This window comes from Bacillus sp. ME78, assembly GCF_903970865.1.
Taxonomy (GTDB): domain Bacteria; phylum Bacillota; class Bacilli; order Bacillales; family Bacillaceae_G; genus Bacillus_A; species Bacillus_A cereus.
Map to the genome: position 1 here is coordinate 21634 of NZ_CAJCKK010000004.1, position 26106 is coordinate 47739.

A 26106-nucleotide genomic window follows, 5' to 3' on the forward strand; every position below is an offset into this window, starting at 1 on the left:
ATAATATTATTTACAAAATCCTATTTTAATAAATTCAAATACTTTGTAGAATTTAAATTATAACTATAAAATTTCTTTAATTGATCATAATTAAATTCTAACGGATTTAAACTAATTTCTACTAATCTATCAGCAATTTTTTCCTTCTCATTATCTACATTATCAAATAATTCATTTAGGTTGTTTCCAATATTTAAAATCCGTTTGTTAGCATAGAGGTAATCAATAATTTTACTTGGAATTTGACTTGTACTTTTATTATTTAAATTAATTAACAAATCCATTTCCCTCATAATATTAAGAATCTCACTTCTACTTTTAAAATCATTAATTTTAATAGGAAGTTTTTCTTTATCCAATCCTTCCATATTTAAAAATTCTTCTAAAGCTGTCACATTCCCAAAATAGTGAAATTCTATTTGTTTATTCCTCTTACTAGCTAAAGATAACGCATGGATAAATTCCACTGGACTGCGTATGCCCCTATAAAAAGATCCTGCATACATTATATTGAATTTATCTTTATCTACCTCATAATTACTTTCCCCTTGCTCCTCCTCAAATAGTTGGGGAATAACATGAATTTGCGATTTATTTACTCCTAAACTAGTATAGCAATCTATCGCACTTTCCGTTGGAATGACAATCGAATCTACATTATTAAGCATCCTTGATTCCAGAAATCTATCATATTTTCTTATTTCTCGATCCGGGTTATAAGAGAATGGATCACCATAATCAGCTATCCATTTTAAATGGGGAACATCTTTTTTTAATAAATGTCCTGTAATGTGGGTAGACACTGGTAACCCCACAGTCACCATGGCCATACTATTACTATGTAACTTATTTTTTTTTACATAACGGTAAGCATTAATTGCCCATTCAATTGTTCTATCTGGCCAAATAAGTACATCGTATAATTTTTTTAGCCCTTTAGTAAGAAGGTTACTATGAGAATTGTTTAATATATTTCTGTTAACATCCCATCTATTTTTTTCTTTATGAAGTAAAATACCTGGTTTAACTTGATGCAAGGTAATATTATTTGAGTTTTTATTACCTATTTCTTGGTACATAGCATTTTGGGGGAGCACTAGATCCACATGATACCCATCCTTTATCAAGGAGGAAACTATCCCTTTCACATGAAAGGCCCGAGCTACATTTTCTGGATAATACCAGTAACTGATTACTACTACCCTTTTCATTTTCTATCCAGCCACCTTCTCAGTTTATATAATTACATCTCTTTCGTATGCACTACTCACTAAAAACTTATAGATTTTTCTCATCAAATAGAATACATCTTACTTTTCATTTATAATATTCTTGTATAAATTTAATTCTTTTTCACCATTTTTATCCCAGTCAAAATTATTTAGCCAATCATTAGAGAGGTTTATACTGTATTTATTTTTAACGATAGATAAAATTTTTTCAGCCAATTTTTCTTCGAAATATTGATCATCTTTTATAATACAAGTTTTATCAATAATTACTTCCGGAATTCCACCATTACTACTTCCAATTACAGGTATACCGCACGCTTGTGCTTCTAATAAAACTGACCCCAATCCTTCCTGGCGACTAGGTAAAATTAATACATCCATTACACTAAGATAGTCGACTACCTCTTGGGGCGCTACCTTTCCAGTAAACAAAAATTTAGCATTAATTTCATTAAATTTTCTTTCCATCTCTTGCTTTAAATCTCCGTCGCCTATAATGAGAAAAGTAAATTCATCTTCAGTAATTTTATTGAGTTCTTTATATATTTGAGGAATTTTATCTACTCTTTTCACTTCAACTAAATTACCAATATAACCCACCAAATACCCTTTAAGGCCATACTTAGCTCTTAATTCACTCTTCTTTTTTGAACACACTGGATAAAATTTTTCTCTATCGATACCATTATATACAATTGAAAAATTATTCCCACAATAGCCAAGATCTCTAGCTTCTTTTTGTAAATACTCACTCACAAAAATATTTTCATCCGCATATTCTAGGTTCCGAACAATTACTTTTTTTAAATTCGCACTTTGTTTAGGCATAGTATGAATATCACTACCATGCAATGTCAATGCATATGGAATCCCCAAAAAGCGCTTAATATAGTAAGCTAAACTTCCTTGAGTATGTCCCCAATGAGCACTTACCATATCAAACTCTTGTATTTTTACCTTATTTCTTAAAATCACCTCTAAATAAACTAAAAAGTCTATTCCTAACTTTTCTAAAACCTTTTTCGTAATCGTATTCTTCAAAAAGAGTTTTCTATATTTTATATCTTCATATATAAAATACTCCCCCTCTTTTTGATAAATTTTTTTCTTCAATAATTTTTTCAATAATTTCAATACTATTCCATCATAAAAATTTATACAATATTTTTCACTATCAACCTTATCATCGTTCAACTTAATTCTCTTATGAGTTGCATTGAATAATCCGGTTTTATTTTGAGGATCCATATTAACTAAATATAAAATCTTCATAGGTTTCTCCCTTTTAATTTTAATTCTATATACATAATATACCGACAAAAAAAGAATGAGGAATCTTCTCCTCATTCTTTTTTTATACTTTTTTAAAATAAATTCTATTGATGAAAATGGTTATAAAATATGTAGCTGTTGTTGCTATAGCTGCGCCTAACGCTCCAAATTTATAAATTAATATGAAATTAAGGATTATATTAAAGCCAAAAGAAATACAACTCACTTTAAAGTTCAAATCAACTCGCCCTATACTAAGTAATGTGATTCCTTTAGGTGAATAAATACTCCAAAAGAACAATCCTATTACAAGTACTTGAAAATAAGGTACTGAATTCACATACTCTTTTCCAAATATCATTGGCATTATTAACGGTATTATGAAAAATGTTGATGTACATAATAACGCCGTTATCATCAACATTCTACTCTCAAATTTTTTCAACATCTTTTTTATTTGAACCCTATTATCTGTTTGCTCAGATATATACGGTATCATTAATTGATTTAGCGTATTAGGAATAATCATCATAGAAGTGATTATAAGCTGCGCTATACCATAATAACCTACTTCTTTTGGATCCACATTCATGTAATTTAAAATAAGGACATTAAATGTAAGTATTAATTGACCTAATAAATTTGTAATAAACGAATAGCTACCTAATTTTAATGGCTTCGCGATTAATCCTTTGTCTATTCGCTTATATTTTATGGATTGCAACTCAGATTTAATGAAAGGTACAAATAATAATGTGGTTAATGATAATGCAATTACTAAAGTAATTATGTAGCCTGTCATTCCATAAATGTATGCTCCTAAAATACTTATTATTACTACAGCAATTTTAGAAATACTTTGTACATTAGACATTAAATGAATTTTTTTCTGAGATTGTAAGTAAGCGACAAAATACGCACTTATAGAAAGGAAAGGTATTTGAAAAGCATAAATTTTCATTAGATTATTTATTTGGATATCCGATGAAAAACCTCCGAATCCCGCTATAATGAAGGTTAATAAAGTAATAAGTACCGAGAAAATTGCCGTTACCTTGAAACCATCTTCAAATAATCTCTGCTTTTGCTGTATACTAATTTTTTCAGAACACATTTTTAATATGGCAACATTCAATCCTAATCCAGCTATAATTGTTAAATTACTTAAAAAAGATTGCAATACCTTTAATCTTCCAATGTCTTCAACAGATAAAATTCTTGTTAAAAATATCTGCCCTCCGAATCCCGCTATTTGTAGCAAAAAATTCGCACTAAGAAGATGTACGAAGCCTTTCTCCATAGCTTTATTAGTTACTAATTTAATTTTTCCAAATAGATTTTTGCTCCGCAATGCTATCGATTTCATTCTTCATTTCACCATCATTTACTTTCCAAGCTAAATTTAATAATTTGATTTTTTCACAAGTTAACAAAATCTTGTTCAACCTTAGATTGTATAAAAGATTATTAATAAGCACCTTTACGTAATACGACCAATAAAACTGTTTTAAATAAGATAATAATATCTAATTTTAAAGATTGATTGTATACATAATATAATTCTATATCCACCCTTTCTGGGTATCCTACATCACTTCTACCACTCACTTGCCAATAACCTGTTAAACCAGGACTCACAGATAAAAAGTCTGAAGTTTTAGAGCCGTATTCTTTTAATTCCTCCTGAATTACTGGTCTTGGACCAACTAAACTCATATCACCTTTAAGGACATTGATAAACTGTGGTAGTTCATCTAAACTTGTTCTTCGTAAAAAGCGCCCTATATTTGTAATACGTGGATCTTCCTCTGGCTCAAGCTTATAGTTATTATCTACATATTTCTTATATAGAACTTCATTTTTTTCTAATTTCTCTTCTGCATTAACTACCATAGAACGGAATTTATAAATACCAAATACTTTACCATCTTTACCAATTCTGGATTGTCTAAAGAAAACTGGTCCTTTTGCATCCCCACGCATGTAAAGGATAGGAATTATAATAAAAAATGGAGAAAATACTATCAAACCCACAATAGCACCTATAATATCCAGTGTCCTTTTAAAAAATGCATGTAAAATTGATGTTTTTTTCACTACACTTATTTCTTTCTCCACAGATTTATGTATTAATCCTCTTTCTTCCAACCTTTTCACCTCACCTTTACACATGTATATTTTCTATTTTTATAAGTTCAGTCATATACTCCAATAATTCATCTTTTAATTCTTTATGTTGTAACGCCATCTCAATTGTCGTTTTAATAAACCCAAACTTCTCACCAACATCATAGCGAGTTCCCTCAAAATCATAAGCAAATACACGCTGAATTTCATTTAAACGTTGAATCGCATCTGTTAATTGAATTTCGCCACCTGCACCTGTCTGCTGATTCTCTAGGAACATAAAGATTTCTGGTGTTAATATGTAACGTCCCATAATTGCCAAATTAGATGGCGCTGTTCCTTGAACTGGCTTTTCTACAAATTGACGCACCTGATAACGACGTTCATTTTGTTCAACTGGATCGATAATACCGTAACGATGTGTTTCATTTTCTGGCACTGTTTGTACACCAATAACGGATGATTGTGTACCTTCATATTGATCCATTAATTGACGTAAACATGGTGTATCAGCTTGTACTATATCATCACCAAGTAATACCGCAAATGGCTCATTTCCAATAAATTTACGTGCACACCATACTGCATGCCCTAAACCTTTTGGTTCTTTCTGTCTTATATAATGAATATTTATTTTTGAGGAAGCTTGTACTTTTTCAAGCATTTCATACTTCCCTTTTTCTAAAAGGCTTTGTTCTAATTCGAAAGAATGATCGAAATGATCTTCAATGGCACGTTTTCCTTTTCCAGTAACAATAATAATGTCTTCAATTCCTGATTCAATCGCTTCTTCTATTATGTATTGAATTGTCGGTTTATCGACGATAGGTAACATTTCTTTCGGCATTGCCTTTGTTGCTGGTAAAAATCTTGTCCCAAGACCAGCAGCTGGGATAATCGCTTTTCTTACTTTTTTCAATTATACTCCCCCTATAAATCTATTTATTTGTATGTAACAATAACAAAAACCCTACCTATAGAGTCATTTTTATAACTCCATAGGTAGAGTTTCTATTAGAAATAAATTATGGGCATCTAACCCATCCTCACGCCATACTCCCGACGACAAGCGTCTAAGGTAGGCATGAAATAAAATTTCTACCCACAGCACGACCGAGTGCCCCCGTTGATAACGGTTAGGAGACATCACCAATTATTTATTTAAAAAATACCGAACAATTTTTTACGACGAATTTGTTCTGGATCTTCTTTGTAAATTGCCTTCCCGCTAATTAATAAGTACGGATTTTCTTTCAAATCACTCATAACATTCATTCCGAATTCTTTCTCAATTAGTTCATAGCTTTCCGCTAAATGAAATCCTCTTGATGTCGTGTTATGTGCATCTGAAGCGACCATATGTGTTAAATTATTTTCTACAAGTTGAAGTGAAAACTTTTTGATTTTTTTACCGAATTTCCCTAATAAACTACCTGCCGTTACTTGCGTCAGTGCACCTTTATTTACAAGGTTATATAACTTATCTGGCCGCTCGATTAACTCGGCATTACGTTCCGGATGAACAATAATTGGAATCATTCCCTTAACGCGCAGTTCATATAATAGTTGTTCAGCATAACGCGGTACATGATTTGATGGAAATTCAATGAATATATATTTATTTGTTTCATTTAAGGTAACAATTTTACCAGCTTCATAGTCTTCTAATAAATCACCATATAACCTGATCTCTTGCCCCGGTAAAATAGTAAGTGGAATATTATGTTGTTGTAGTTCATCATTTAGTTGTTTTACGTGATGAATAATTGAGGTACGTTCATTTATATATTTGCCATTTTGATGGTGCGGCGTTGCGACAATTGTATGTATTCCTTCTGAAACGGCTTGTTGTGCCATTGCTAAACTATCTGTCATGGTTTGTGCACCGTCATCAATACCATGTAAAATGTGACAATGTAAATCAATCATTCTTTCAGCCTCCCTCTCTCCTATTAGTCTTTTTTCCCTTGAATATGAGACATCTCATATTCAAGGGAAAAAAGGAGATATGGTTGAAACATATCTCACCCTTTTAATTAGTTTGCGCCATAATAATAATATAAGCCTTGTTCACGTTCACGGTCATTTAAAACAACACCTAACAATTTACCTTTTGCAGACTCCAATAACCCTTTTGCTTTTACTGCTGTTTCTTTCTCTGTTGATTCACTACGAACAACAAGAATAGAAGCATCACATACATTTGCCATAATTTGTGCATCTGTTACAGCTAAAATAGGCGGCATATCAAAAATAACTAAGTCGTACATGCTGTATGCTTGTCCAAGAAGTTCTTTCATTGATTTTGAACCTAATAATTCTGCTGGATTTGGTGGGATTGGACCACATGCCAAAAAGTGTAGATTATCAACTAATGTTGTTTGCACACATTTTTCTAAACGTTCACTATGTGTTAGTACGTTCGTAAGTCCAAAAATATTATCTACTTGGAACATTTGATGCATCGCTGGTTTACGCATATCTGCATCAATTAATAATACTTTTTTTCCTTGTTGAGCAAAAACAACTGCCATATTCGCTGTCGTTGTCGTTTTCCCTTCACTTGGGTTTGCAGACGTGACCATTAATGAATGTAAATTCGTATCAACAGCTGCAAATTCAATATTCGTTCGAATATTACGATATTGTTCTGAAATCGGTGATTTCGGTTGTTGATGAGCAATTAATTGACGTCGTTGACGATGATTCTTTTTCTTTTTAAATAAATTAAGAGCCAATTGTTTGTCCCCTCACTTTTCTTGATGATGGAGCGTGTGATTTCACGTTCATTGTTTCTTCATCCATACGAGCTACAATACCTAATACTGGTAAGCCAAGTAAATTTTCCACATCTTCTTCTTTTTTCACTGTGTTATCTAAGTACTCTAGTAAGAATGCAAGACCAACCGAAGCCATTAAACCAACAACGAAAGCGATTGCCACATTTAACATTGGACGCGGTTTAATTGGAGATAGATTTTCTGCAACTTCTGCTTTTGATAATACTGTTACGTTATCAACACTCATAATTTTAGCCACTTCACCTTGGAACACTTCTGCAGTGGTGTTAGCAATATCACGAGCTAGCTTGGGATCTTTATCTTGTGCTGTTACCGCCACTACCTGCGAGTCTTTCTCGTTAGCTACTTCAATTTTCTTATTTAGCTCTTGTACTGTAATATTTAGACCTAACTTTTCTTTCACTTGATCCAAAATAACAGGACTTTTAATAATAACCTTATATGTATTTGTTAATTGAATATTTGTTTGTACCTCATTATACTGAATTGCTGCACCTTCTTGCTTCTTCTGATTAACAAGAATTTGCGTCGAAGATTGATAGATTGGTGTCATAAAGAAGAAGCTAATGATAGCACTTACTATAGCTACACCAAATGCGATTACGAGGATTATTGCTAAACGTTTTTTTAAGATATGAAATAATTCTTTCAGATTAATTGTTTCTTCCATAAGTTCCTCCAACTTTCTAAAATTTACACATAGGAAAAATTATAACATATAAATCTTACATTTTTTATTTTTAATAATTCAGTTCTATATTTGTTCACAACAAACAAGTATAATCTTACAAAATAATCTTAAATATGACAACACATTCCAATGATTTTCCAAATTATTTATCATATCATGCTTTTTATGCTATGTAACTTGAGAAATAAATTTCAAAATGAGAAAAAAGCCAACAAGTATTTCTTATTGGCTTTTTTTATATTTTAGTAATAACCATACTGCTCTTTTTCTTCTCTTTTATCGTTTAAAACGACTCCAAGTATTTTGCCTGATGCTTTATCTAATATTTGTTTCGCTTTTACGATTTTATCTTTTTCCGTCTTTTCACTTCGTACAACAAGTACGATTCCATCACATTTATTTGCAAGTATTTGTGCATCTGTAACCGCAAGGACAGGTGGTGTGTCGATTAATATAATATCAAACATGTTATATGCTTCTAGCAATGCCTCGTCCATTGCCCGGCTCCCTAATAGTTCTGCTGGGTTTGGCGGGATTGGACCTGCTGCCATTAAGTATACGTTCTCTATATCTGTTTTTTGAATGCATTGCATAAGTTTTGCTTGTCCTGATAATAAGTTCGTTAACCCATTTGAACTATGAATGGCAAATAAGTTTTGTATCGTCGGCTTACGCAAGTCAGCTCCAATTAATAAAACTTTCTTTCCTTGTTGTCCGAAAACAACTGCTAAGTTTGCGATTGTCGTTGTTTTCCCATCACCTGGATCTGCTGAAGTAACAATAATAGAACGAACATGATTATCTACAGATGTGAACTCAATGTTTGTACGAATGTTACGGTATTGTTCTGTAATACGCGATTTAGGCTCTTTATGTGTAATTAATTGTCGTAATGGTTTTCTTTTCTTTCTCCCGAACATATTCATAATCTCCTTTTGTGAAATGCGACATTTCCCTTTTCTCTCTCTTATGCTCGATTTCATACGTCTAATTAATATTCTTTCTGATTCCCCACATTTCATCATAATCAATAACATTCTACTTTGTCTTATTTAAGTACCTTAACAATATGACAATGCCCTTATTTCTTTATTACCTTTATCACTTATCCTATTTTCTAGATAAACAATAAAGTAAGTATATGGTAATTACCATCTATTCACAAGTTATTTTCTGATTAGTTTGTAAATTATCGTTTCATCTTTATATAGCAGAAATTAAAAAATCCCCTTGTCTTTTTACAAGGAGATTTTTTAGTACTATCTATTCTTTTTTATCACCAATCGCAAATGTAATTTCTGCCTCACATGCAACTTCACCATCTACTGTTGCGATTGCTTTTCCTTTTCCAATCGGGCCGCGTACTCGTGTCATTTCTACTTCTAGACGAAGCTGATCACCTGGGCGTACTTGTTTTTTGAAACGGCAATTATCGATACCTGCGAAGAAGGCAAGTCTTCCGCGGTTTTCTTCTTTCTTTAATACTGCAACTGCTCCGACTTGTGCTAATGCTTCTACAATAAGTACACCAGGCATAACAGCATAGTCAGGGAAGTGTCCGTTAAAGAATTCTTCGTTTGCGGATACATTTTTAATCCCAACCGCTCTTTTGCCTTCATCTACTTCTAATATTTTATCAACAAGTAAAAATGGATAGCGGTGAGGAATGATTTCTTTAATTTGTTCTATATTTAGCATGTAACAATCGCCCCTTTTGTAATATTGGTCTTACCACTTGGACATATTGCTATTATCCCATTTTGTTTATTGTTTGTCATTACAAAGTAACATTTTATATTTAGCACAACTTCCTAAAAAAAAAAAATGCACACACTCTATTCCATTAAAATAGTTGCACATTTTTGCAACTGACACGGAGGTGGAAAGGAGTGTATGCCCAAATTAGGGAAAGGCAATATGTATTGAAACATTATTTGCCTTAATGTCGTATTCGACTCATTATATTATAAACGTTTTCAATTAAGGAAATATTAAATTTAACCATATATATGAATATTTTACCTGTTTCCTTCATATTTCTCTATTTTCCTTCCATTTTCGCAAAAAAACAAAATAAAAAAATATAAAAACGAAAAAAAGAACTAAGGCGTCAGCCTTAGTTCTTTCAAATTATCTCAAAGCACGCTTTGGTAATCTGTCGATATTCTCTAACATAATACCTGTACCAACCGCAACGCAGTGCATTGGGTTTTCAGCAATTAATACCGGTACTTTTAGTTCTTCTGCTAGAAGCATATCGATACCGTGTAGTAAAGCTCCACCGCCTGTTAGAATAACACCGCGGTCGATGATATCTGCAGATAATTCTGGTGGTGTGCGCTCTAATACGCCTTTTGCAGCTTGTACAATAACAGCTGCATTTTCTTTTAATGCTTCTGTAATTTCTTCAGAGCATACTGTAATTGTACGTGGTAAGCCTGTTACCATGTCACGTCCGCGAATTTCAAGTTCTTCGCTACGTGCACCTGGGAATACTGTACCAACTTTAATTTTAATATCTTCTGAAGTACGTTCTCCGATCAATAGCTTATACTTACGTTTAATATAGTTTAAGATCTCCATATCAAACTTATCGCCAGCCATTTTGATAGAGGAAGAGGTAACAATATCACCCATAGATAGTACAGCGATATCTGTTGTACCTCCACCAATATCAACAACCATGTTACCGCTTGGTTGGAAGATTTCCATACCAGCACCAACTGCGGCTACTTTTGGTTCTTCTTCTAAAAATACTGTTTTACCACCTGAACGTTCAGCAGCTTCACGAATTGCTTTTTGTTCTACTGATGTAATATTTGTTGGACAGCAAATTAAAATACGAGGTTTTGAAAAGAAGCTCTTTACGTCCAATTTGTTAATGAAATACTTTAACATTGCTTCTGTAATTTCGAAATCTGCGATTACACCATCTTTAAGTGGACGAATTGCTACAATATTACCAGGCGTACGTCCCACCATACTTCTCGCTTCTTCACCGACTGCTAATACTTTACCACTATTACGATCAATGGCCACAACAGATGGCTCATTTAATACAATACCCTTACCTTTAACATGAATTAATACGTTAGCCGTACCTAGGTCAATTCCGATATCTCGCGCAAACATTCCCGTTTTTTCCTCCTCGATATTCAAAATCAGGTTACACCCGAATTCTTTTCACCTAATTTCTGATTTTATCATAAATTTAACAGAAACGTAATATTCGCAAAAAGAATTCTTCTGAAAAATATTACCGAATGTGAACGGAATGTTTGCTACTGTAACATTATTGACGTACAGGCTTCTCTACATCTTCTTTTCTATACTTTTGTTTTGTTGCTTCTCCACCTCTTAAATGACGAATAGACTTATGATAATCAAGAATTTCTTTTACTTCATTTGCGAGCTCTGGATTAATCTCTGGTAGACGTTCTGTTAAATCTTTATGGACTGTACTCTTTGATACCCCAAATTCCTTTGCAATGACACGCACTGTCTTTCTTGTCTCCACGATATACTTACCAATCTTGATAGTTCTCTCTTTGATGTAATCGTGCACACCACTCGCCTCCCTAATTTGGATGTGAGAAGGGTGAAATGAGCCTCGCTGCATATGACTAAGAAGTAAGTGTGAGTGCTGTTTGTAAGCGTTAAACATTCTTGGATTTATAATGAAATGATTCACGATTTCTCACCTCAAACACTCTCTTTGCTTTGGTTTATACCATTGTATTGCCCGCACTACTGATATATGCTACATGTTCACTATTTTTGCGGACTAAGTTAAGAAAAATTACGTTTTTTTGTGAGAAATACGTTAAAACTGACTATTATGGCCAAAAAAAAATGACACCTTGTATAAAAGGCGTCATTCTTCTCGTTCCAATTCTTCTTCTAACAACTGATGGTGGGGAACCTCTTTCTTACCGGCAATATAATAATATAAAGTGAATAAAACAAACAATAAAATAATAGCAGTCGACAGAACAAACAAAAATGACACAGTATCCCCTCCCTTTTGTAATATATATTCGAGAATCTCGTCATTTTTCCTTGTTTTTACAACTTTTTTCTCGAAATTGATTATTTTTATATAAAAATAAAAAAATCAGCTCCCCTAGTGAGAACTGATTTTTTCACTTTATTATTCTTGTGAAGAAGAATCGTTAGATGATTCTGTAGAACCATTTGTTGATTTTTCTTCTTTCTTCGGTTCTTCTTTTTTGTCACTAGTTGAACCGCTTGTTGATTTCTCTTCTTTTTGAGACTTGTCTTCTGTTTTATTTTCTGGTTTCGTGCTCGTTGACTTCTCTTCTTTTTGAGATTTGTCATCAGCTTTTTTACCAGAAGCATTCGTAGCCTTTGCAGCACCTGCATCAGCTTTAATTTCTGTTACTGATTTATTTAAGTAACGTTCAGGGTTCACAGCCACATTGTCTTTACGTACTTCAAAGTGAACGTGAGAGCCTGCCTCTTTATTCATTGCACTTAGACCGGATGTTCCTAATACTTCACCTTGTGCAACTCTTGCACCTTTTTCTACTTTCACACTGCCTAAGCTTTGATAAGATACCGCTACACCATTTCCACTATCAACTGTTACAACATAACCAAGAAGTGAATCTTTTTCAGCTTTCGTTACTGTACCACTTAAAGCAGCGGCAACATTGAATTCTTTTCCATTCTTCGCAGCAATGTCAATTCCTTTGTTTGGGGAATATGTGTTGTTATAAAAGACAAGTGCTTTTTCTTGTTCCGCCTCAGTTGCTGCATCTTCATAGAATTTCTTTTGTACGACTACTTCCGCATTCGCGGCAGCTGGCATTTTCACTACTTCTGAAGATTTCGTTACTGGTACTGCTGGATCTTCCGATTGTGTATACGGTGTTGCTTGATCGTGGTTTGGAGTCTTCTTCGGATTAGCTCCTTGGAACCATAGCGCAACCATTAAGATTACCGCTGCACAAGCAATGTATAGTGCCGGAAACACCCATCTTTTTTGAAATAAATGTACTACCTTTTGCGACTTTTTATTATTTCTTCCTCGCATTCCATCATCACCTCAGCAATCATTTTGAACAATATTCACGTATCCTATACAACGTATAACTAATTACTTTTCGACAAAATTTGTAAAAATATGTATAAGGACTGTAAAATTTCCGAGGAAATGATAGAAAAAAGAAAAAACTGAGCGTTTCGGCTCAGTTTTTAGTCCATTTGTTTTTTCTTATATACGATTAAACATGCAATAAGCGCAATAATAAGCCACACTCCAACATTTAATACATGCCCACTAATACTACTAAACCCAGCTCCACCTACTAAGCTGTTAAGTGCTTTCACAATATGAGATGTTGGAAGATATCCAATCATCGTCTTAATTACTTTATTTTCAACCATTGGCTCAAACTGTACAGCCAAATACATCGTCATTAATATCGGCATTCCAATTATTGATGTTTGTGGTACAGATGCAGCTAACAATCCAATCATTGTTCCAATCACAATAAATAGAATTGTTCCACATAAGAAAATAAATCCTAGCAATAATAGATTTCCACTGAATTGATCCAAAATAAATAAGTTCACAATACAAATGCCCAATGTCAAACATGCTGTTAATATACTTTTTCCAAATAGAACTTCAACCGAAGATGCCGGTGATAGCATCAATACACGCAGTGTATGTTTTTCTTTTTCTTCTGCAATTACCATAGATTGAACAAAGCCTGCGACAAATAGGAAGGCCGTTATAGTAGTAATGCCTAACATTTCCTTTCCCACTCCAAATCTGCTAAACAAAAATGAAAGTATAATTGGTAAAAATGCCATCAACAACACTTGTGAATTTGTCTTAAAATCTTGTACTTCTTTTCTAAAAATAGCTGATACACGTTTCATTGAAAATGTCATTATAATCCCCTCCCAGTAACTTCAATAAAGATATCACCTAGCGTTGGTTCGTGTGAATGAATGGATAGTAATTCTCCTTTGTTCATCCATTCTGAAATACGTTTTGCACCTAATTCATCTTTTTGCACTACTGCTTTTTGTTTATCTTTTAATACGACCTCTATTTGATCCTTAGCGTATTGTAAGCGTAGGTTCTCTGGCGTATCAAGCGCTACAATTTCTCCGCTACAAAGGAAGGCAATGCGGTTACAAAGCGTTTCTGCTTCATCCATGTTGTGAGTCGTTAAGAAAATCGTCGTTCCTTCTTCATTTAAGTCTTTTAAGATTTTATGAATGTTTTGTACGTTTACTGGATCGAGTGCAGATGTTGGTTCGTCTAAGAAGAGAATATCTGGTTTATGAAGGATTGCTCTTGCTAGTGTGACGCGTTGCTTCATTCCCTTTGATAGTTTCTTTACTGGTGTTTTTTTATCATCTAATAAATTTACTTGTGCTAGTACTTCATTGATTCGTTCTTTTTTACAATCGTATAAGTCACAAAATAATAGTAAGTTATCATAAATGCTAAGTCTTTCATATAAGCCGCTGTTATCTGTTAAAATACCAATTCGTTTGTAATCGATGCTACTTGGTCCTGTAATATCTTTCCCTAATACTCTTACCGTTCCAACACTATGAAGCAATTGAGAAGTTAAAATTTTTACTGTTGTCGTCTTACCAGATCCACTCGGTCCGAGGAATCCAAAAATCTCTCCTTGCTTCACCTCAATATTTACATTTCGAAGTGCCGTTTTTCCACTGAAACTTTTCATTACATCTTTCATTTCAATTGCCAATGTCATTTCTTCATCCCCTTTGTTTTTCTTCTTTATAGATGAAAGTCGCTTTAGCGCTTTTCGTTTGTTTGTTTCGCTTTTCTTGACTCAATCATATGAAAAACAAAGGGTTTACGCAGTAAAATACCGGTAAAAGGAGTATTTTTACCGGTGAATGAATCGCATGTTGAGCTTATTGGAGCACTTTTTATAGCCCAATCACGCCTTTTAATTCATCCATTCGTCCTTTTGAAAGTGGAATTGAACTTTTTCTTTCGTCGTCTAAAATTAAGCTAAAACTGTTACGAGTCCAAGTAATCACTTCTCGTACTCTTTGTAAATTTACAAGGTACGAGCGATGACATCTAAAGAAACCAAAACCTGTTAATCTCGCTTCTAGTTCACTTAATGTTAAGGCGCATACGAAATCCCCTTCACGAACGTGAATATGTGTTACTCCGTTTTGCGTTTCAATGAAATGGATTTCCATCGGATCAAGTAAAATGATTTTATCGTTCACTTTCGCAGGTATTCTTTCTAACTTCATTTGCGGAATCATTTGAATGACTTTTTCTTCATCGACTTCTTCCACTCCCTCTTGCTCAATTTCTATCTTTTTCACACCATCGTTGTTTAATATGTATACATCCTCTGTTAACGAAAGGGCATCCGATAGGAAAGATGACGTAATAAAAATCGCCTTTCCTTGTTCTTTCATTTTCATGATTGCTTTTCGAATAATAACCGTACTCTCTATATCTACATTTTGCTCTGGCTCTTCCAAAATAACTAAATCCGGATTATGAATCATCACTCGCCCGATATGAAGACGGCGTTTCTCTGAAAATGATAATTTTTCTATTTTAACGTTTAGTTTATCTAGGAGACCAACAGACTGCACAACTTCTTCTATACTTATCTTTGATTCATAAAGCCCTAATAAAAATTTGAAGTATTCTTTCACCTTCAAACGATCATATGCCTCATCTTTCAAAAAACAAAAACCGATGCGGGAATAATTTTTCTTTCCAATTGCTTCCCCTTCAAACAGTACATTGCCAGTCGACGCCTCTTCTTCACCAATAATGATGCGGTGTAACACTTTAGCTGTATGATTATTGCATTGCAAAACAATACATTGTCCCTTCTCCACCTCTAGCTCAATTGCCGGTAACTGGTTCGCCTTCCCTAATTGTTTCAACTCTAGTAACGCCATTTCATTTCCCCCAAATGCCTTTTTATCCTATTATATCAAACAGTTAATGGAAAATTATGATATTTTAAACAGAAAAAAATAGGTGCCAGAGTTCTGACACCTATTTCTTCACCATCAATTTTCCTTCATAATCATTCATCGTCTTTATTTCAACGCCTTTATAGTAATGAGCGACGATATCTGTATATTTCTTTCCTTCCGCTGCCATGCCGTTCGCCCCGTATTGACTCATACCAACGCCGTGACCGAAGCCTTTCGTCGTAACGATGATTTTATCTCCTTGTTGTTTCCACGTAAAATCAGAAGAACGTAAATCTAACTTTTCACGAACTTCTTTTCCTGTTAATGTTTTCCCTTGAAAAGCTACATCCTTTACGCGCTTTCCTTCCGTAAGGTCTTTAATGTTTCCAACCTTCCCATCTGCTAGCACCTTCACACCGAGACGTTTTTGAAAATCAGCTACTGTAAATGTTTGCTCGCTCGTAAACTTTGGAGAGGCTTGATCCCACGGACTATCTACACTCTTCAAGTACGGATAATCATTTCCCCAATAGTCAGCTGCATTTTCTGTTCGACCATTACTCGTTGAAAAGAATGATGCTGAAATAGGTTTTCCATCATACGTTAAAACTTGTCCTGCGGTTTTCGAAACAGCTTCTTCGATTTTCTTCAAATTATTTTCGTAATTATTGCCCCATTGCTTCTTCAATTCATCTTTGCTTTTGTACACTTGATCTTTCACCGTATCTGTCACGTCTGCATTATTTTTCTTTCCTCCGCTTAGCATACGTTGTACTACAAATGTTCTTGCTGCTAATGCCTGTGCCTTTAGTGCCTCTATTTCAAAACTGGCATTCATCTCAGAAGCTACTACACCGGTCACATACTCCTCCATAGGTAATGATTCTACCTTCTTTTGTTTCTCACGATATACAGCAACTTGAACCGCTGTATCTACTTTTCCTGGAGCTGGTATACTTTCTATCGCTGGAGGAGTTTTAGAGGCCGTTTCTTCCCCTACTTTTGCTTTCGCAAATGGGATAACAAGGGCTGCAGGTACAATGATAACGAGCGCTATTAAGAGCGCTACTGTAATAAAAAGTGGCTTTGAAAATTTCATCCTATTTTCCCCCAATATAAAAGCTTTACTCCATTCATTCTTATGGAACAACTCTTTCTTTTAGAACATACTTAAGGGGAAGAGCATAAAACGGAAATTTTCTAAATATTTTTACTGGTACGTGCATAAGTATAGAATTTATTGACTATAACAGTAATAACCCAAAAAAATAGCCCCTATGTCAAAAGACATAGAGACTATTTCAATTAAGCGTGAAGATCAGAAACTTCTTGTTCTTTCACTTCTTCTACTTTTTCGTTTACACGTTCAATAGTTGCACCTAATGCAGCTAATTTCTTATGGAAATCTACATAACCACGGTCAAGATGTTTTAACTCAGTTACACGAGTATAACCTTCTGATACTAAACCAGCTAAGATTAATGCAGCTGCAGCACGTAAATCAGTTGCGCCTACTTCAGCACCTTGTAAGCTGTTTGGACCGTTCATAATAACAGAACGACCTTCAATTTTAATATCAGCATTCATACGACGGAATTCTTCAACGTGCATAAAGCGGTTTTCGAATACCGTTTCTGTAATCATGCTTGTTCCATCAGCTTGTAGTAATAATGCCATCATTTGTGATTGCATGTCTGTTGGGAAACCTGGGTGAGGCATAGTTTTAATATCAACCGCTTTTAACTTATCTGGGCCGATAACACGTACACCTTCGTTTTCCTCAATAATTTTAACACCCATTTCTTCCATTTTCGCTGTAATTGAGCGTAAATGTTCAGGTACAGCATTTTCAATTAAGATGTCTCCACCAGTAATTGCTGCTGCAACCATGAATGTTCCCGCTTCAATACGGTCAGGAATAATAGAGTGGTTTGCACCATATAATTTATCAACGCCTTCGATACGAATCGTTCCAGTTCCAGCTCCGCGTACTTTCGCTCCCATCGCATTTAAGAAGTTAGCTAAGTCAACGATTTCTGGTTCTTTCGCTGCGTTTTCAAGAATTGTTGTCCCTTTTGCTAATGTAGCTGCAGACATAATGTTTTCTGTCGCGCCTACGCTTGGGAAGTCTAAGTAGATTTTAGCTCCTTTTAGTTCTCCCTCAACATATGCCTCAACAAAACCGTTACCAACCTGTACTTTTGCTCCCATTGCTTCGAAGCCTTTTAAATGTTGGTCAATTGGACGTGAACCGATTGCACATCCACCAGGAAGTGCAATACGAGCACGACCGTTACGTGCTAATAATGGTCCCATTACTTGAACAGATGCACGCATTTTACGTACATATTCAAATGGTGCTTCAATGTTTAGTTCTTTAGAAGAATCGATTGTTACTTGATTATTTTCAAATACGACTTCAGCATTTAAATGACGTAATACCTCATTAATTGTGTATACATCAGACAAAACTGGTACTTCAGATAGTACATTCTTTCCATCACTCGCTAATAGGGCTGCAGCGATTATAGGTAATACAGCATTTTTTGCGCCCTCAACACGCACTGTGCCGTTTAACCGCTTTCCGCCACGGACGATGATCTTTTCCAAATTATTCCCCTCCGTGTCCTTTTTTCAGTATCTATTCACTCAATACTCAGAAGTTATGATCGGTGTGCCAACCACAATTGTATCTTTGTTGTCTGTAGAACGTATTGCTATTTGCACATTTATTTTCTCTCTATTTGTTGAAAGAGCGTCATCCCACTTTTTATTGTATGCGGAGACTGACACAAATGCTCTTTCTTCTACTTGTTCGATCGCTCTTGCTGAAAGATCTTTCAAAACCTGATTGGTTTTATTTTGCAAAACACCTTCAATCTTATCATTCAGTACACCTTGAACACAAGTGTAAATTATAGGTTTTTCACTAAAAATTTTATTTACTTTTTGAACATACTTCGGGTCCCATTTCGCCCCACTTACTTCAAAGATAATGAAAGTGTTTTCTTTAGTATTTTCTTTACTCCAAGTTACTACTACTCGTTCTTCATGAGAAGCAAACTTTTTATAGGATGTAGCTTTATATCCATCTGGAGATTGCTCTACTTCCCACTTTTGAATATTTGCCTTGTCCTTCACATTGTTTAACAACTTTTGAAACGTATGTATATTAGAAATTGTTTTTGTTTCTCTAGCTAACCATGACCATTTTTCTACTTTAGCATCATTTTTCTCTAAAGCCTTAATCATGCTCTCCATTTTCTGTTCATCGCTTATCGGTTTCATCTCTCTATATCCAACCAAAAATAAAACAACACTAAGTGCAACAATAAGAATGGCTTTAAGCTTCAATTTCATCCCCTCCTATCCCCATTGTTAACGGAGATTTGAGGTTCTATACACTTACTTTACTAAATACGTTAAACTCTTCGAATAGCCTAAATAATCAAGGAAAAAGTTACTTACAGATGTCCCAATTGCAATTGTAATTAAGATGAGTAATACTCGCGTCTGCAGCACTTTTCCGGACTTCATTAAACGCTCAATGTGAATGCCTTGCAAAGCCCACCACGTAATGGTAATAAACAATAAATGCGAAACAATGGCAATCAGTGCTTGTTGCCCTAAAAGTTGTGCCAAAAAATCGACCCCTTTTTACTCAGCTACTACTTATGAAAGAATATAAAAACGATACCATAATAAGTAGGAGCCACACTTTTTCAAATGCAAATAGACATCTTACATTTTACATCGTGATTTTCTTTCAAAAAACGTATATCTACATTACAAGTTAACACAAAATAAAAAGCGCAGAGTACTGACTCCACACCTTTTATTTTCACTATTGTACCACGTTCCCTAAGAAGAAGAAATCTTTCATTAATGGAAAATATTCATAAAAGAAATTGTACCCAATCATCGGCATAATCCCTAGTATTACAATCGAAATTGCACAAAGACTCATAACAACCTTTATATTTAATGGTAACCGTATCCTCTCTTCTGTCTCTCCGGTGCGGAAAAACATTTGTTGTAAAATACGGAAATAATATACGAATGAAACAACTGTCGTACCCATCATAATCGAAGCTAGTACGTAATGTGCTGGCTCTACATGAAGCGCGCCTAAAAAGATGTTAATCTTTCCAATGAAGCCAGCCGTCCCTGGTATCCCGGCCAGCGATAAAATAAAGATTGTCATCATGATCGCTGCAAATGGTGATTTCTTATATAATCCGGTGAAAATCGTTATATTTTCCTTATCGTTTTGTAAGATTAAGCCGTGGATAATGGCAAACGCGCCTATATTCATAAGCATGTATGCCAGCATATAAAACCACATGCTATCCAGCGTAAATGGTGATAATGCCACAAGTGGAACGAGCAAATACCCAGCATGCGCAATGCCTGAATAAGCAAATAAACGTTTTATATTGTATTGTTTTAACGCGACTACATTCCCAACAATCATCGTAATACTTGCTAGCACCGCAATATATATACTCATATGCCCATATAAAGACTGCATATCTCCTTGTATTAATACACTTGCAAAAACCATAAGGAACAAACGAATAATGAGTAGGAACCCAGCAATTTTAGAAATCGTTCCAAGAAAAGCGGTAACAGGTGTAGTCGCTCCTTCATACACATCAGGTGCCCACATATGAAACGGCACTGTGGCAATTTTAAATGAGAGACCGACTAGCAATAAAAGAAATGCGAGAGCTAGCAATAACTGAATACCACTAGCGAGCTCCCCAGTGAGTACCTTTTGCATATCTACAATGTTAGTTGAACCTGTAATACCGTATAAATAACTCATTCCGAAGAGCGTAATCGCCGTTCCAATTCCTCCGCTAATGACATATTTCATTGCCGCTTCATTTGATGCACGGTTCTTTTTTCGTATTCCGACTAAAATATAAGAAGAAAGTGAAAGTAACTCTAAACCAACGAAAAGGGTGATAAAGTCAACACTAGAAGTCATGAACATCGCACCAAGAAGTGCCATTAAAAATAAGTAATAATATTCGCCCTTATCTTCAATCGGATTCTTCTTATCATCGCTCATTGCGATGCATAAAATGAGAGCTGAGGCGCCTAATAACAACGTTTTAAACCCTTTTGAAAATCCATCTAACACAAACGATCCATTTAAAATATCTCCAGCTGGTTCGCTATATAGCGTAATTAATGACACAATTGCTAATACGATGGCAGCGATCGCACCAAGAGCTACATATCTATGGTTCAGCTTAAAAAACAAATCACATATGGACAGAAGGATGGCGGCGCCGAGAATAATAAATTCTGGCACCATTAGATGCCATGATAAGCTAAGTAACGTATTCATATCCATCCTACTTCACCCCCAATGTTTTCAATGTATTTTGAAGCGGATCCCCTAGTATCTCTGGCATAACTCCAATTGCAATAATACAAAAGATAAGTAGTAAAACAGGGACATACTCCCATCCATGTATATCAGATTTTGCTTCCCACTCTTTCTTTCCAAATGTCACTTGAAGTGTCGCTCTTAATACGTATACAGCAGTTAAAATGATGCCAATCACACCGATTGCAGCAATGACAGGCTCTCCTTGAAATAAACCGAGAAAGGCAAGAAATTCGCTAACAAACCCAGACATCCCTGGTAATCCAAGCGATGCCATTCCTCCTGCTAAGAAGAAGCCGCTAAGTACTGGGACACTTTTTGCGAGTCCACCAAGCGCTGTAATTTCTGATGTTCCGAAACGTTGTTCTATAACACCGAGTAAGAAAAACAGTAAGGCTGCAATTAAACCGTGCGATACAACCTGGAATAACGCCCCTTGTGTACCCGGTGCATTAAGTGACGCAAGTCCCATTAACACAATTCCCATATGCGAAATACTAGAGTAAGCCAGTACTTTCCTAAAGTCCGTTTGGATGAGCGCTAAAAAGGCACCGTACAATAAATTAATTACACCTAATATCGCAATTAGCGTTGCAACATCGTGAAAATATTCCGGGAATAGCCCTTTTCCGAAGCGAATAATACCGTACGCTCCAATCTTTAGCAAAACACCAGCATGAAGCATAACTACAGCTGGATGCGCTTCTATGTGCACATTGACCATCCAACGGTGCAACGGAAAAACAGGTAGTTTAATTGCAAAGGCAATCATTATGGAAATAAATACACCAAGCTGCAAGCTACTTGGGATGATGAGTTCTCCTTCTGCACTTACGCTTCTTAATATCTCTTTCAGCTCCACAATATTTGTTGTACCTGTTTTCGCGAACAAAATTGAGAAAACAATAAGCAAAATAGCTGAGCCAATACCGTTATATATTAAATAACTATACGCAGCCTTTTCGCTCGATAATTTCCCCCACTTCCCAATCAATAAGAACATTGGTGGCAACGTAATTTCAAAGAAGATAAAAAACAACATTAGATTTTGAGCAGCAAAGACGCCGAGCATCCCTATTTCTAGCATGAGTAACAGCATATAAAATGCTTTTAAATTTCTTTTAATAGAAAAGGCTGCAATTGCTGCGAGCATCGCTAGAAGAGCCGTCAGCACCATCATAACAAGCGACAAACCATCAATACCGAGCTCGTAATAAATAGAAAACCACCTTTTATCCACCGCTGTAAAATCTCCGAACTTAATCCATTTCACCTTTTCATCAAATAGTGACAAGCTCTTTCCAGAAGCATATGTGCAAGCGAGGACGATAGCGATTCCAAATGGAAGTGCCGTCCCAAATAAGCCAAGCGCCCGCACTGTACGCAATTCCTTTTTCGGTGTTAATACAAGCAATAAAATTCCTAAAAGCGGGGAAAAAATGAAGAACGTTAACAACAAATCATTCATCGTAAATCCCCTCCTGTATAGAGCAAAATAATGACGAGTACAGCGAGCGAAACCGCCGTTACAGTACCGTACACTTGTACATTCCCGTTTTGAAGTTTCGATCCAAGATTACTTGTACCTTTAACTACGCTTCCAATTAAAACTGCAATTCCCTCGACTACATACACTTCAAATAAGCGAAGCACATGAGCGATTCCTTTTGTAATAGGGATCACCGTCATGTTGTATAGTTCATCCACATAATATTTTTCTTTCAAAAGATTATAAAGCGAGGTTTCCGTACCCCCAGCCCAATCTCTAGAAATTGATTTCTTGCCATATATGAAATATGCAAGAGCGATTCCCGCAAATGAAACGAGCGTCGCAACAATCATAATCCAAACTGGCCCATGCGCTTCTTCAACCTTGAACCCTACATCTTTTGTCAACCAATCTCCGAGAAACGTACCGAACCATGGTGTATTTATATATCCTGCCACTACTGCGAGAACGCCGAGAACAATCATTGGATACGTCATAACGCGGGGCGACTCATGCACATCTTCCTTCGTCTTCGTTTCTCCGGTAAAGACAAGAAAGTATAGGCGGAACATATAAAACGCTGTCAAAAACGCCGCAATTACTGCTAAAGTAAATAAAACGTAATTGCCATTCATCCAAGTCGCCGCTAAAATTTCATCTTTGCTGAAAAAACCGGAAAGGAGCGGAACACCGCTAATGGCAAGGGTACCTATTAGAAATAGCGTACCAGTTACTTTCATCTTCTTCTGTAAACCGCCCATTTTATTAATGTTTTGCGTATGCACTGCATGAATTACACTTCCTGCTGCCAAAAATAGTAGTGCTTTAAAAAAAGCATGTGTCGTTAAATGGAAGACACCAGCTACATAACCTGCAGAACCTAACGCAAGCATCATATATCCAAGCTGGCTAACTGTAGAATAAGCAAGTACTCTCTTTATATCTGTTTGCACGAGACCGATAGAGGCCGCAAAGATTGCAGTGAAAGCTCCAACGATTGCCACGGTCTGCATCGCCACTGTACTTGCTGAAAATAGAGGGAACATCGTCGCTACTAAATATACGCCTGCTGCAACCATCGTCGCGGCGTGAATAAGTGCCGAAACAGGCGTTGGCCCCTCCATTGCATCTGGCAACCACGTATGAAGCGGGAACTGACCTGATTTCCCCATCGCCCCGATAAAAATTAATATCGCTGTTATCGTAATCATGTAAGGAGGTAAATCCCCTGTATAAATCGCCCTAAATATTGCGTCATATTCAAAACTACCTGCGTACCAAAAAATTAAAATCATCCCGATAAATAAACCAACATCCCCAATACGGGTCATAATAAAAGCCTTTTTTGCAGCAGCCTTCGCTTCTTCTTTAAAGAAATAAAAACCGATAAGTAAAAATGAGCCAAGGCCAACTAATTCCCAAAATATATAAAGCTGTAATAAATTCGTTGATATAACAAGCCCTAACATCGCAAATGTAAAGAGTCCTAAATATGCGTAAAAGGTTGGTAATCGTTCATCACCTTTCATATAACCTTTCGAATACACATGTACAAGCAGACTCACAAGCGTAACGATAAATAACATTAAAGCTCCTAATGCAGTCACCTCAAAGCCGAATGATATATCCACATCTCCAGCTCTAAGCCACACCCACTTATGCTTCACGCTTGCTTCTGAAAACCTTTCTATTAACACAAGTACCGCAAGTATAAAGGAGAGAAAGACGAAAAAAATACTAAGTACGCTGCTTCCTTCTCTAATTTTCTTCCCGAATATAATAAGTAACAAAAACGAAACGAGTGGGAAAAGCGGTATGAGCCATGCATAATCGATCATTGTTTCCTTCCCCCTTTTTCGGTCACAATGCTATCCTTTAAGCGTATCCATTTCATCCACCTGAACTGTCGTACGATTACGATACAAAGCAATTAAAATAGCGAGTCCTACCGCCGCTTCTGCTGCCGCTACAGCCATCGTAAACAGTGAGAAAATTTGACCTGTTAAATTCGGAAATAGGCCTAATTTACTAAACGCCACTAAGTTTAAATTGGCAGCATTCAGCATTAATTCGATACAAACTAATACGATTACTGTATTCCGCTTTGTTAAAGCTCCAAATAGACCGATGCAAAACAAAATAATCGCAAGTGTTAAATATGCAGAAGCCGGAACGCTACTCATTGGAATCCTCCTCTTTCTCGTCCTTTTTCGCAAGTATAATCGCGCCAACGAGTGCTACAAGTAAAATAACTGAAGTTAGTTCAAATGGAATAATATATTTTGAATAGAGAAGCGTACCGATTTGAAGTGTGTTGTTTTCATGGAGAGGTAAACTTCCTTGTGTGCTTTCATTTGCAAAATCAACATTATTAACAGCGAAATACATAACCGCTCCAAATGCTACAACTGCAAAGAAGATAATCCATTTTCGAAGAGTAAGACGCGATTCATTTTCCGCGTTATGTTTCGTTAACATAATGCCGAAAATCATAATAATTGTGATTGCACCAGAGTAAAGTAAAATTTGTGCAACGCCTATAAATTCAGCTGATAAAAGAAAATACAAACCTGCAATGCTGAGAAATGTCAGAACGAGAGCTAGCATCATGTGCATAACTTTCGTTAAGTTCAACATAAGAACACCGCCGATAATTGCAGACAAGGATAGTATAAAGAATGCTACAAACTCGCCATTCATGCCTTATTCTCCTTCCTGACGTTTTCGTCGTTTTCGTCAAGCCACTGTAAATTTTTAAATAAGTCATCACGTGAATATTCCGCGAGTTCAAAGTTATTTGTCATGACAATTGCCTCTGTCGGGCAAACTTCTGTACATAAATCACAAAGAATACAAATTTCAAAATTAATATCATACGTGTCGATAATTTTTCCTTTTTTCGTAGGATCTGGATGTTTCTTTCCTGTTAACTGAATACAGTCTGTCGGACAAATGTTAGAGCATTGATTACAAACAATACATTTCTCCGGATAAAATTTTTGAATCCCCCGAAAACGCTCTGGCAACGGCAACGGCTGATTTGGATAATCATACGTTACCTTCTTCTTGCTCAAATTACTTAATGTATATTTTAATCCTTTAAATAGTCCTTTCATCTC

Annotated in this window: 27 protein-coding genes; all 27 read right to left on the reverse strand. The window is 35.5% G+C overall.

Annotated elements, in window-relative coordinates; genetic code table 11:
* Positions 1-20 precede the first annotated feature (20 nt).
* On the reverse strand, positions 21-1211 hold the full coding sequence (locus H6481_RS07190; protein ID WP_098840359.1) for a transporter: 1191 nt from the start codon (positions 1209-1211) through the stop codon (positions 21-23).
* A 99-nt stretch (positions 1212-1310) separates the two neighbouring features.
* Positions 1311-2504: a glycosyltransferase gene (locus H6481_RS07195; RefSeq protein WP_098840360.1), complete on the reverse strand. Its 1194-nt coding sequence runs from the start codon at positions 2502-2504 to the stop codon at positions 1311-1313.
* An 82-nt stretch (positions 2505-2586) separates the two neighbouring features.
* Complete coding sequence (locus tag H6481_RS07200; protein WP_259347363.1) at positions 2587-3870, reverse strand: flippase; 1284 nt, start codon at positions 3868-3870, stop codon at positions 2587-2589.
* Between the two features lie 101 nt (positions 3871-3971).
* Complete coding sequence (locus H6481_RS07205) at positions 3972-4652, reverse strand: sugar transferase (protein WP_078994113.1); 681 nt, start codon at positions 4650-4652, stop codon at positions 3972-3974.
* A 16-nt stretch (positions 4653-4668) separates the two neighbouring features.
* The gene (gene bpsC, locus H6481_RS07210) at positions 4669-5550 is read right to left on the reverse strand and encodes a UTP--glucose-1-phosphate uridylyltransferase BpsC (RefSeq protein WP_000757786.1); all 882 of its coding nucleotides are present in this window, start codon (positions 5548-5550) and stop codon (positions 4669-4671) included.
* 242 nt (positions 5551-5792) lie between these two features.
* The gene (locus tag H6481_RS07215) at positions 5793-6560 is read right to left on the reverse strand and encodes a CpsB/CapC family capsule biosynthesis tyrosine phosphatase (RefSeq protein ID WP_098840361.1); all 768 of its coding nucleotides are present in this window, start codon (positions 6558-6560) and stop codon (positions 5793-5795) included.
* Positions 6561-6667: 107 nt separating this feature from the next.
* On the reverse strand, positions 6668-7369 hold the full coding sequence (locus tag H6481_RS07220) for a CpsD/CapB family tyrosine-protein kinase (protein WP_088040464.1): 702 nt from the start codon (positions 7367-7369) through the stop codon (positions 6668-6670).
* Complete coding sequence (locus tag H6481_RS07225) at positions 7359-8102, reverse strand: Wzz/FepE/Etk N-terminal domain-containing protein (RefSeq protein ID WP_098840362.1); 744 nt, start codon at positions 8100-8102, stop codon at positions 7359-7361. The genes H6481_RS07220 and H6481_RS07225 overlap by 11 nt, the downstream gene beginning before the upstream one ends.
* Positions 8103-8365: 263 nt before the next feature.
* Entirely contained in the window at positions 8366-9043 is a 678-nt protein-coding gene (locus tag H6481_RS07230; protein ID WP_000467944.1) for a CpsD/CapB family tyrosine-protein kinase, read from the reverse strand.
* A 343-nt stretch (positions 9044-9386) separates the two neighbouring features.
* Positions 9387-9821: a 3-hydroxyacyl-ACP dehydratase FabZ gene (gene fabZ / locus H6481_RS07235; RefSeq protein WP_000931959.1), complete on the reverse strand. Its 435-nt coding sequence runs from the start codon at positions 9819-9821 to the stop codon at positions 9387-9389.
* A gap of 432 nt (positions 9822-10253) precedes the next feature.
* On the reverse strand, positions 10254-11255 hold the full coding sequence (locus H6481_RS07240; RefSeq protein WP_000457978.1) for a rod shape-determining protein: 1002 nt from the start codon (positions 11253-11255) through the stop codon (positions 10254-10256).
* A gap of 160 nt (positions 11256-11415) precedes the next feature.
* Complete coding sequence (gene spoIIID / locus H6481_RS07245; protein WP_000544012.1) at positions 11416-11688, reverse strand: sporulation transcriptional regulator SpoIIID; 273 nt, start codon at positions 11686-11688, stop codon at positions 11416-11418.
* A gap of 309 nt (positions 11689-11997) precedes the next feature.
* Complete coding sequence (locus H6481_RS07250; protein WP_000008903.1) at positions 11998-12132, reverse strand: hypothetical protein; 135 nt, start codon at positions 12130-12132, stop codon at positions 11998-12000.
* 141 nt (positions 12133-12273) lie between these two features.
* The gene (locus tag H6481_RS07255) at positions 12274-13179 is read right to left on the reverse strand and encodes a M23 family metallopeptidase (RefSeq protein WP_001214922.1); all 906 of its coding nucleotides are present in this window, start codon (positions 13177-13179) and stop codon (positions 12274-12276) included.
* A 161-nt stretch (positions 13180-13340) separates the two neighbouring features.
* Positions 13341-14045 (reverse strand): ABC transporter permease, encoded by a 705-nt coding sequence (locus H6481_RS07260; protein ID WP_065485936.1) that lies wholly within the window; start codon positions 14043-14045, stop codon positions 13341-13343.
* Positions 14045-14887 (reverse strand): ABC transporter ATP-binding protein, encoded by an 843-nt coding sequence (locus H6481_RS07265; RefSeq protein WP_182811311.1) that lies wholly within the window; start codon positions 14885-14887, stop codon positions 14045-14047. The genes H6481_RS07260 and H6481_RS07265 overlap by 1 nt, the downstream gene beginning before the upstream one ends.
* Before the next feature lie 181 nt (positions 14888-15068).
* Positions 15069-16076 carry a LytTR family transcriptional regulator DNA-binding domain-containing protein gene (locus H6481_RS07270; RefSeq protein ID WP_065485938.1) on the reverse strand — a complete coding sequence of 336 codons (1008 nt, stop codon included), beginning with the start codon at positions 16074-16076 and terminating at the stop codon, positions 15069-15071.
* 100 nt (positions 16077-16176) lie between these two features.
* On the reverse strand, positions 16177-17196 hold the full coding sequence (gene spoIID / locus H6481_RS07275) for a stage II sporulation protein D (protein ID WP_000672651.1): 1020 nt from the start codon (positions 17194-17196) through the stop codon (positions 16177-16179).
* Between the two features lie 206 nt (positions 17197-17402).
* Positions 17403-18707: a UDP-N-acetylglucosamine 1-carboxyvinyltransferase gene (gene murA, locus H6481_RS07280; RefSeq protein ID WP_000411275.1), complete on the reverse strand. Its 1305-nt coding sequence runs from the start codon at positions 18705-18707 to the stop codon at positions 17403-17405.
* A 39-nt stretch (positions 18708-18746) separates the two neighbouring features.
* Positions 18747-19457: a YwmB family TATA-box binding protein gene (locus H6481_RS07285; protein ID WP_065485940.1), complete on the reverse strand. Its 711-nt coding sequence runs from the start codon at positions 19455-19457 to the stop codon at positions 18747-18749.
* 45 nt (positions 19458-19502) lie between these two features.
* Positions 19503-19739: a DUF1146 family protein gene (locus tag H6481_RS07290; RefSeq protein WP_000057889.1), complete on the reverse strand. Its 237-nt coding sequence runs from the start codon at positions 19737-19739 to the stop codon at positions 19503-19505.
* A gap of 202 nt (positions 19740-19941) precedes the next feature.
* Positions 19942-21456, reverse strand: a complete 1515-nt coding sequence (gene nuoN / locus H6481_RS07295; RefSeq protein ID WP_341456274.1) for an NADH-quinone oxidoreductase subunit NuoN — start codon at positions 21454-21456, stop codon at positions 19942-19944.
* Between the two features lie 7 nt (positions 21457-21463).
* Positions 21464-22966: an NADH-quinone oxidoreductase subunit M gene (locus tag H6481_RS07300; RefSeq protein WP_182811314.1), complete on the reverse strand. Its 1503-nt coding sequence runs from the start codon at positions 22964-22966 to the stop codon at positions 21464-21466.
* Positions 22963-24825 carry an NADH-quinone oxidoreductase subunit L gene (nuoL, locus tag H6481_RS07305; RefSeq protein WP_000568236.1) on the reverse strand — a complete coding sequence of 621 codons (1863 nt, stop codon included), beginning with the start codon at positions 24823-24825 and terminating at the stop codon, positions 22963-22965. The genes H6481_RS07300 and nuoL overlap by 4 nt, the downstream gene beginning before the upstream one ends.
* Positions 24826-24855: 30 nt before the next feature.
* Entirely contained in the window at positions 24856-25170 is a 315-nt protein-coding gene (gene nuoK, locus H6481_RS07310; RefSeq protein ID WP_000100079.1) for an NADH-quinone oxidoreductase subunit NuoK, read from the reverse strand.
* Entirely contained in the window at positions 25163-25687 is a 525-nt protein-coding gene (locus tag H6481_RS07315) for an NADH-quinone oxidoreductase subunit J (RefSeq protein WP_001012812.1), read from the reverse strand. The genes nuoK and H6481_RS07315 overlap by 8 nt, the downstream gene beginning before the upstream one ends.
* Positions 25684-26103 carry an NADH-quinone oxidoreductase subunit NuoI gene (gene nuoI / locus H6481_RS07320; protein ID WP_098283140.1) on the reverse strand — a complete coding sequence of 140 codons (420 nt, stop codon included), beginning with the start codon at positions 26101-26103 and terminating at the stop codon, positions 25684-25686. The genes H6481_RS07315 and nuoI overlap by 4 nt, the downstream gene beginning before the upstream one ends.
* Between the last annotated feature and the right edge of the window lie 3 nt (positions 26104-26106).

Bases quoted from the DNA above. Each gene is read 5' to 3' on its own strand.
- H6481_RS07190 (WP_098840359.1), bottom strand. From the start codon at position 1,211: ATGAAAAGGGTAGTAGTAATCAGTTACTGGTATTATCCAGAAAATGTA.
- H6481_RS07195 (WP_098840360.1), bottom strand. From the start codon at position 2,504: ATGAAGATTTTATATTTAGTTAATATGGATCCTCAAAATAAAACCGGA.
- H6481_RS07200 (WP_259347363.1), bottom strand. From the start codon at position 3,870: ATGAAATCGATAGCATTGCGGAGCAAAAATCTATTTGGAAAAATTAAA.
- H6481_RS07215 (WP_098840361.1), bottom strand. From the start codon at position 6,560: ATGATTGATTTACATTGTCACATTTTACATGGTATTGATGACGGTGCA.
- H6481_RS07225 (WP_098840362.1), bottom strand. From the start codon at position 8,102: ATGGAAGAAACAATTAATCTGAAAGAATTATTTCATATCTTAAAAAAA.
- H6481_RS07230 (WP_000467944.1), bottom strand. From the start codon at position 9,043: ATGTTCGGGAGAAAGAAAAGAAAACCATTACGACAATTAATTACACAT.
- fabZ (WP_000931959.1), bottom strand. From the start codon at position 9,821: ATGCTAAATATAGAACAAATTAAAGAAATCATTCCTCACCGCTATCCA.
- H6481_RS07240 (WP_000457978.1), bottom strand. From the start codon at position 11,255: ATGTTTGCGCGAGATATCGGAATTGACCTAGGTACGGCTAACGTATTA.
- H6481_RS07255 (WP_001214922.1), bottom strand. From the start codon at position 13,179: ATGCGAGGAAGAAATAATAAAAAGTCGCAAAAGGTAGTACATTTATTT.
- H6481_RS07260 (WP_065485936.1), bottom strand. From the start codon at position 14,045: ATGACATTTTCAATGAAACGTGTATCAGCTATTTTTAGAAAAGAAGTA.
- H6481_RS07265 (WP_182811311.1), bottom strand. From the start codon at position 14,887: ATGACATTGGCAATTGAAATGAAAGATGTAATGAAAAGTTTCAGTGGA.
- H6481_RS07270 (WP_065485938.1), bottom strand. From the start codon at position 16,076: ATGGCGTTACTAGAGTTGAAACAATTAGGGAAGGCGAACCAGTTACCG.
- spoIID (WP_000672651.1), bottom strand. From the start codon at position 17,196: ATGAAATTTTCAAAGCCACTTTTTATTACAGTAGCGCTCTTAATAGCG.
- H6481_RS07285 (WP_065485940.1), bottom strand. From the start codon at position 19,457: ATGAAATTGAAGCTTAAAGCCATTCTTATTGTTGCACTTAGTGTTGTT.
- nuoN (WP_341456274.1), bottom strand. From the start codon at position 21,456: ATGAATACGTTACTTAGCTTATCATGGCATCTAATGGTGCCAGAATTT.
- H6481_RS07300 (WP_182811314.1), bottom strand. From the start codon at position 22,966: ATGAATGATTTGTTGTTAACGTTCTTCATTTTTTCCCCGCTTTTAGGA.
- nuoL (WP_000568236.1), bottom strand. From the start codon at position 24,825: ATGATCGATTATGCATGGCTCATACCGCTTTTCCCACTCGTTTCGTTT.
- nuoK (WP_000100079.1), bottom strand. From the start codon at position 25,170: ATGAGTAGCGTTCCGGCTTCTGCATATTTAACACTTGCGATTATTTTG.
- H6481_RS07315 (WP_001012812.1), bottom strand. From the start codon at position 25,687: ATGAATGGCGAGTTTGTAGCATTCTTTATACTATCCTTGTCTGCAATT.
- nuoI (WP_098283140.1), bottom strand. From the start codon at position 26,103: ATGAAAGGACTATTTAAAGGATTAAAATATACATTAAGTAATTTGAGC.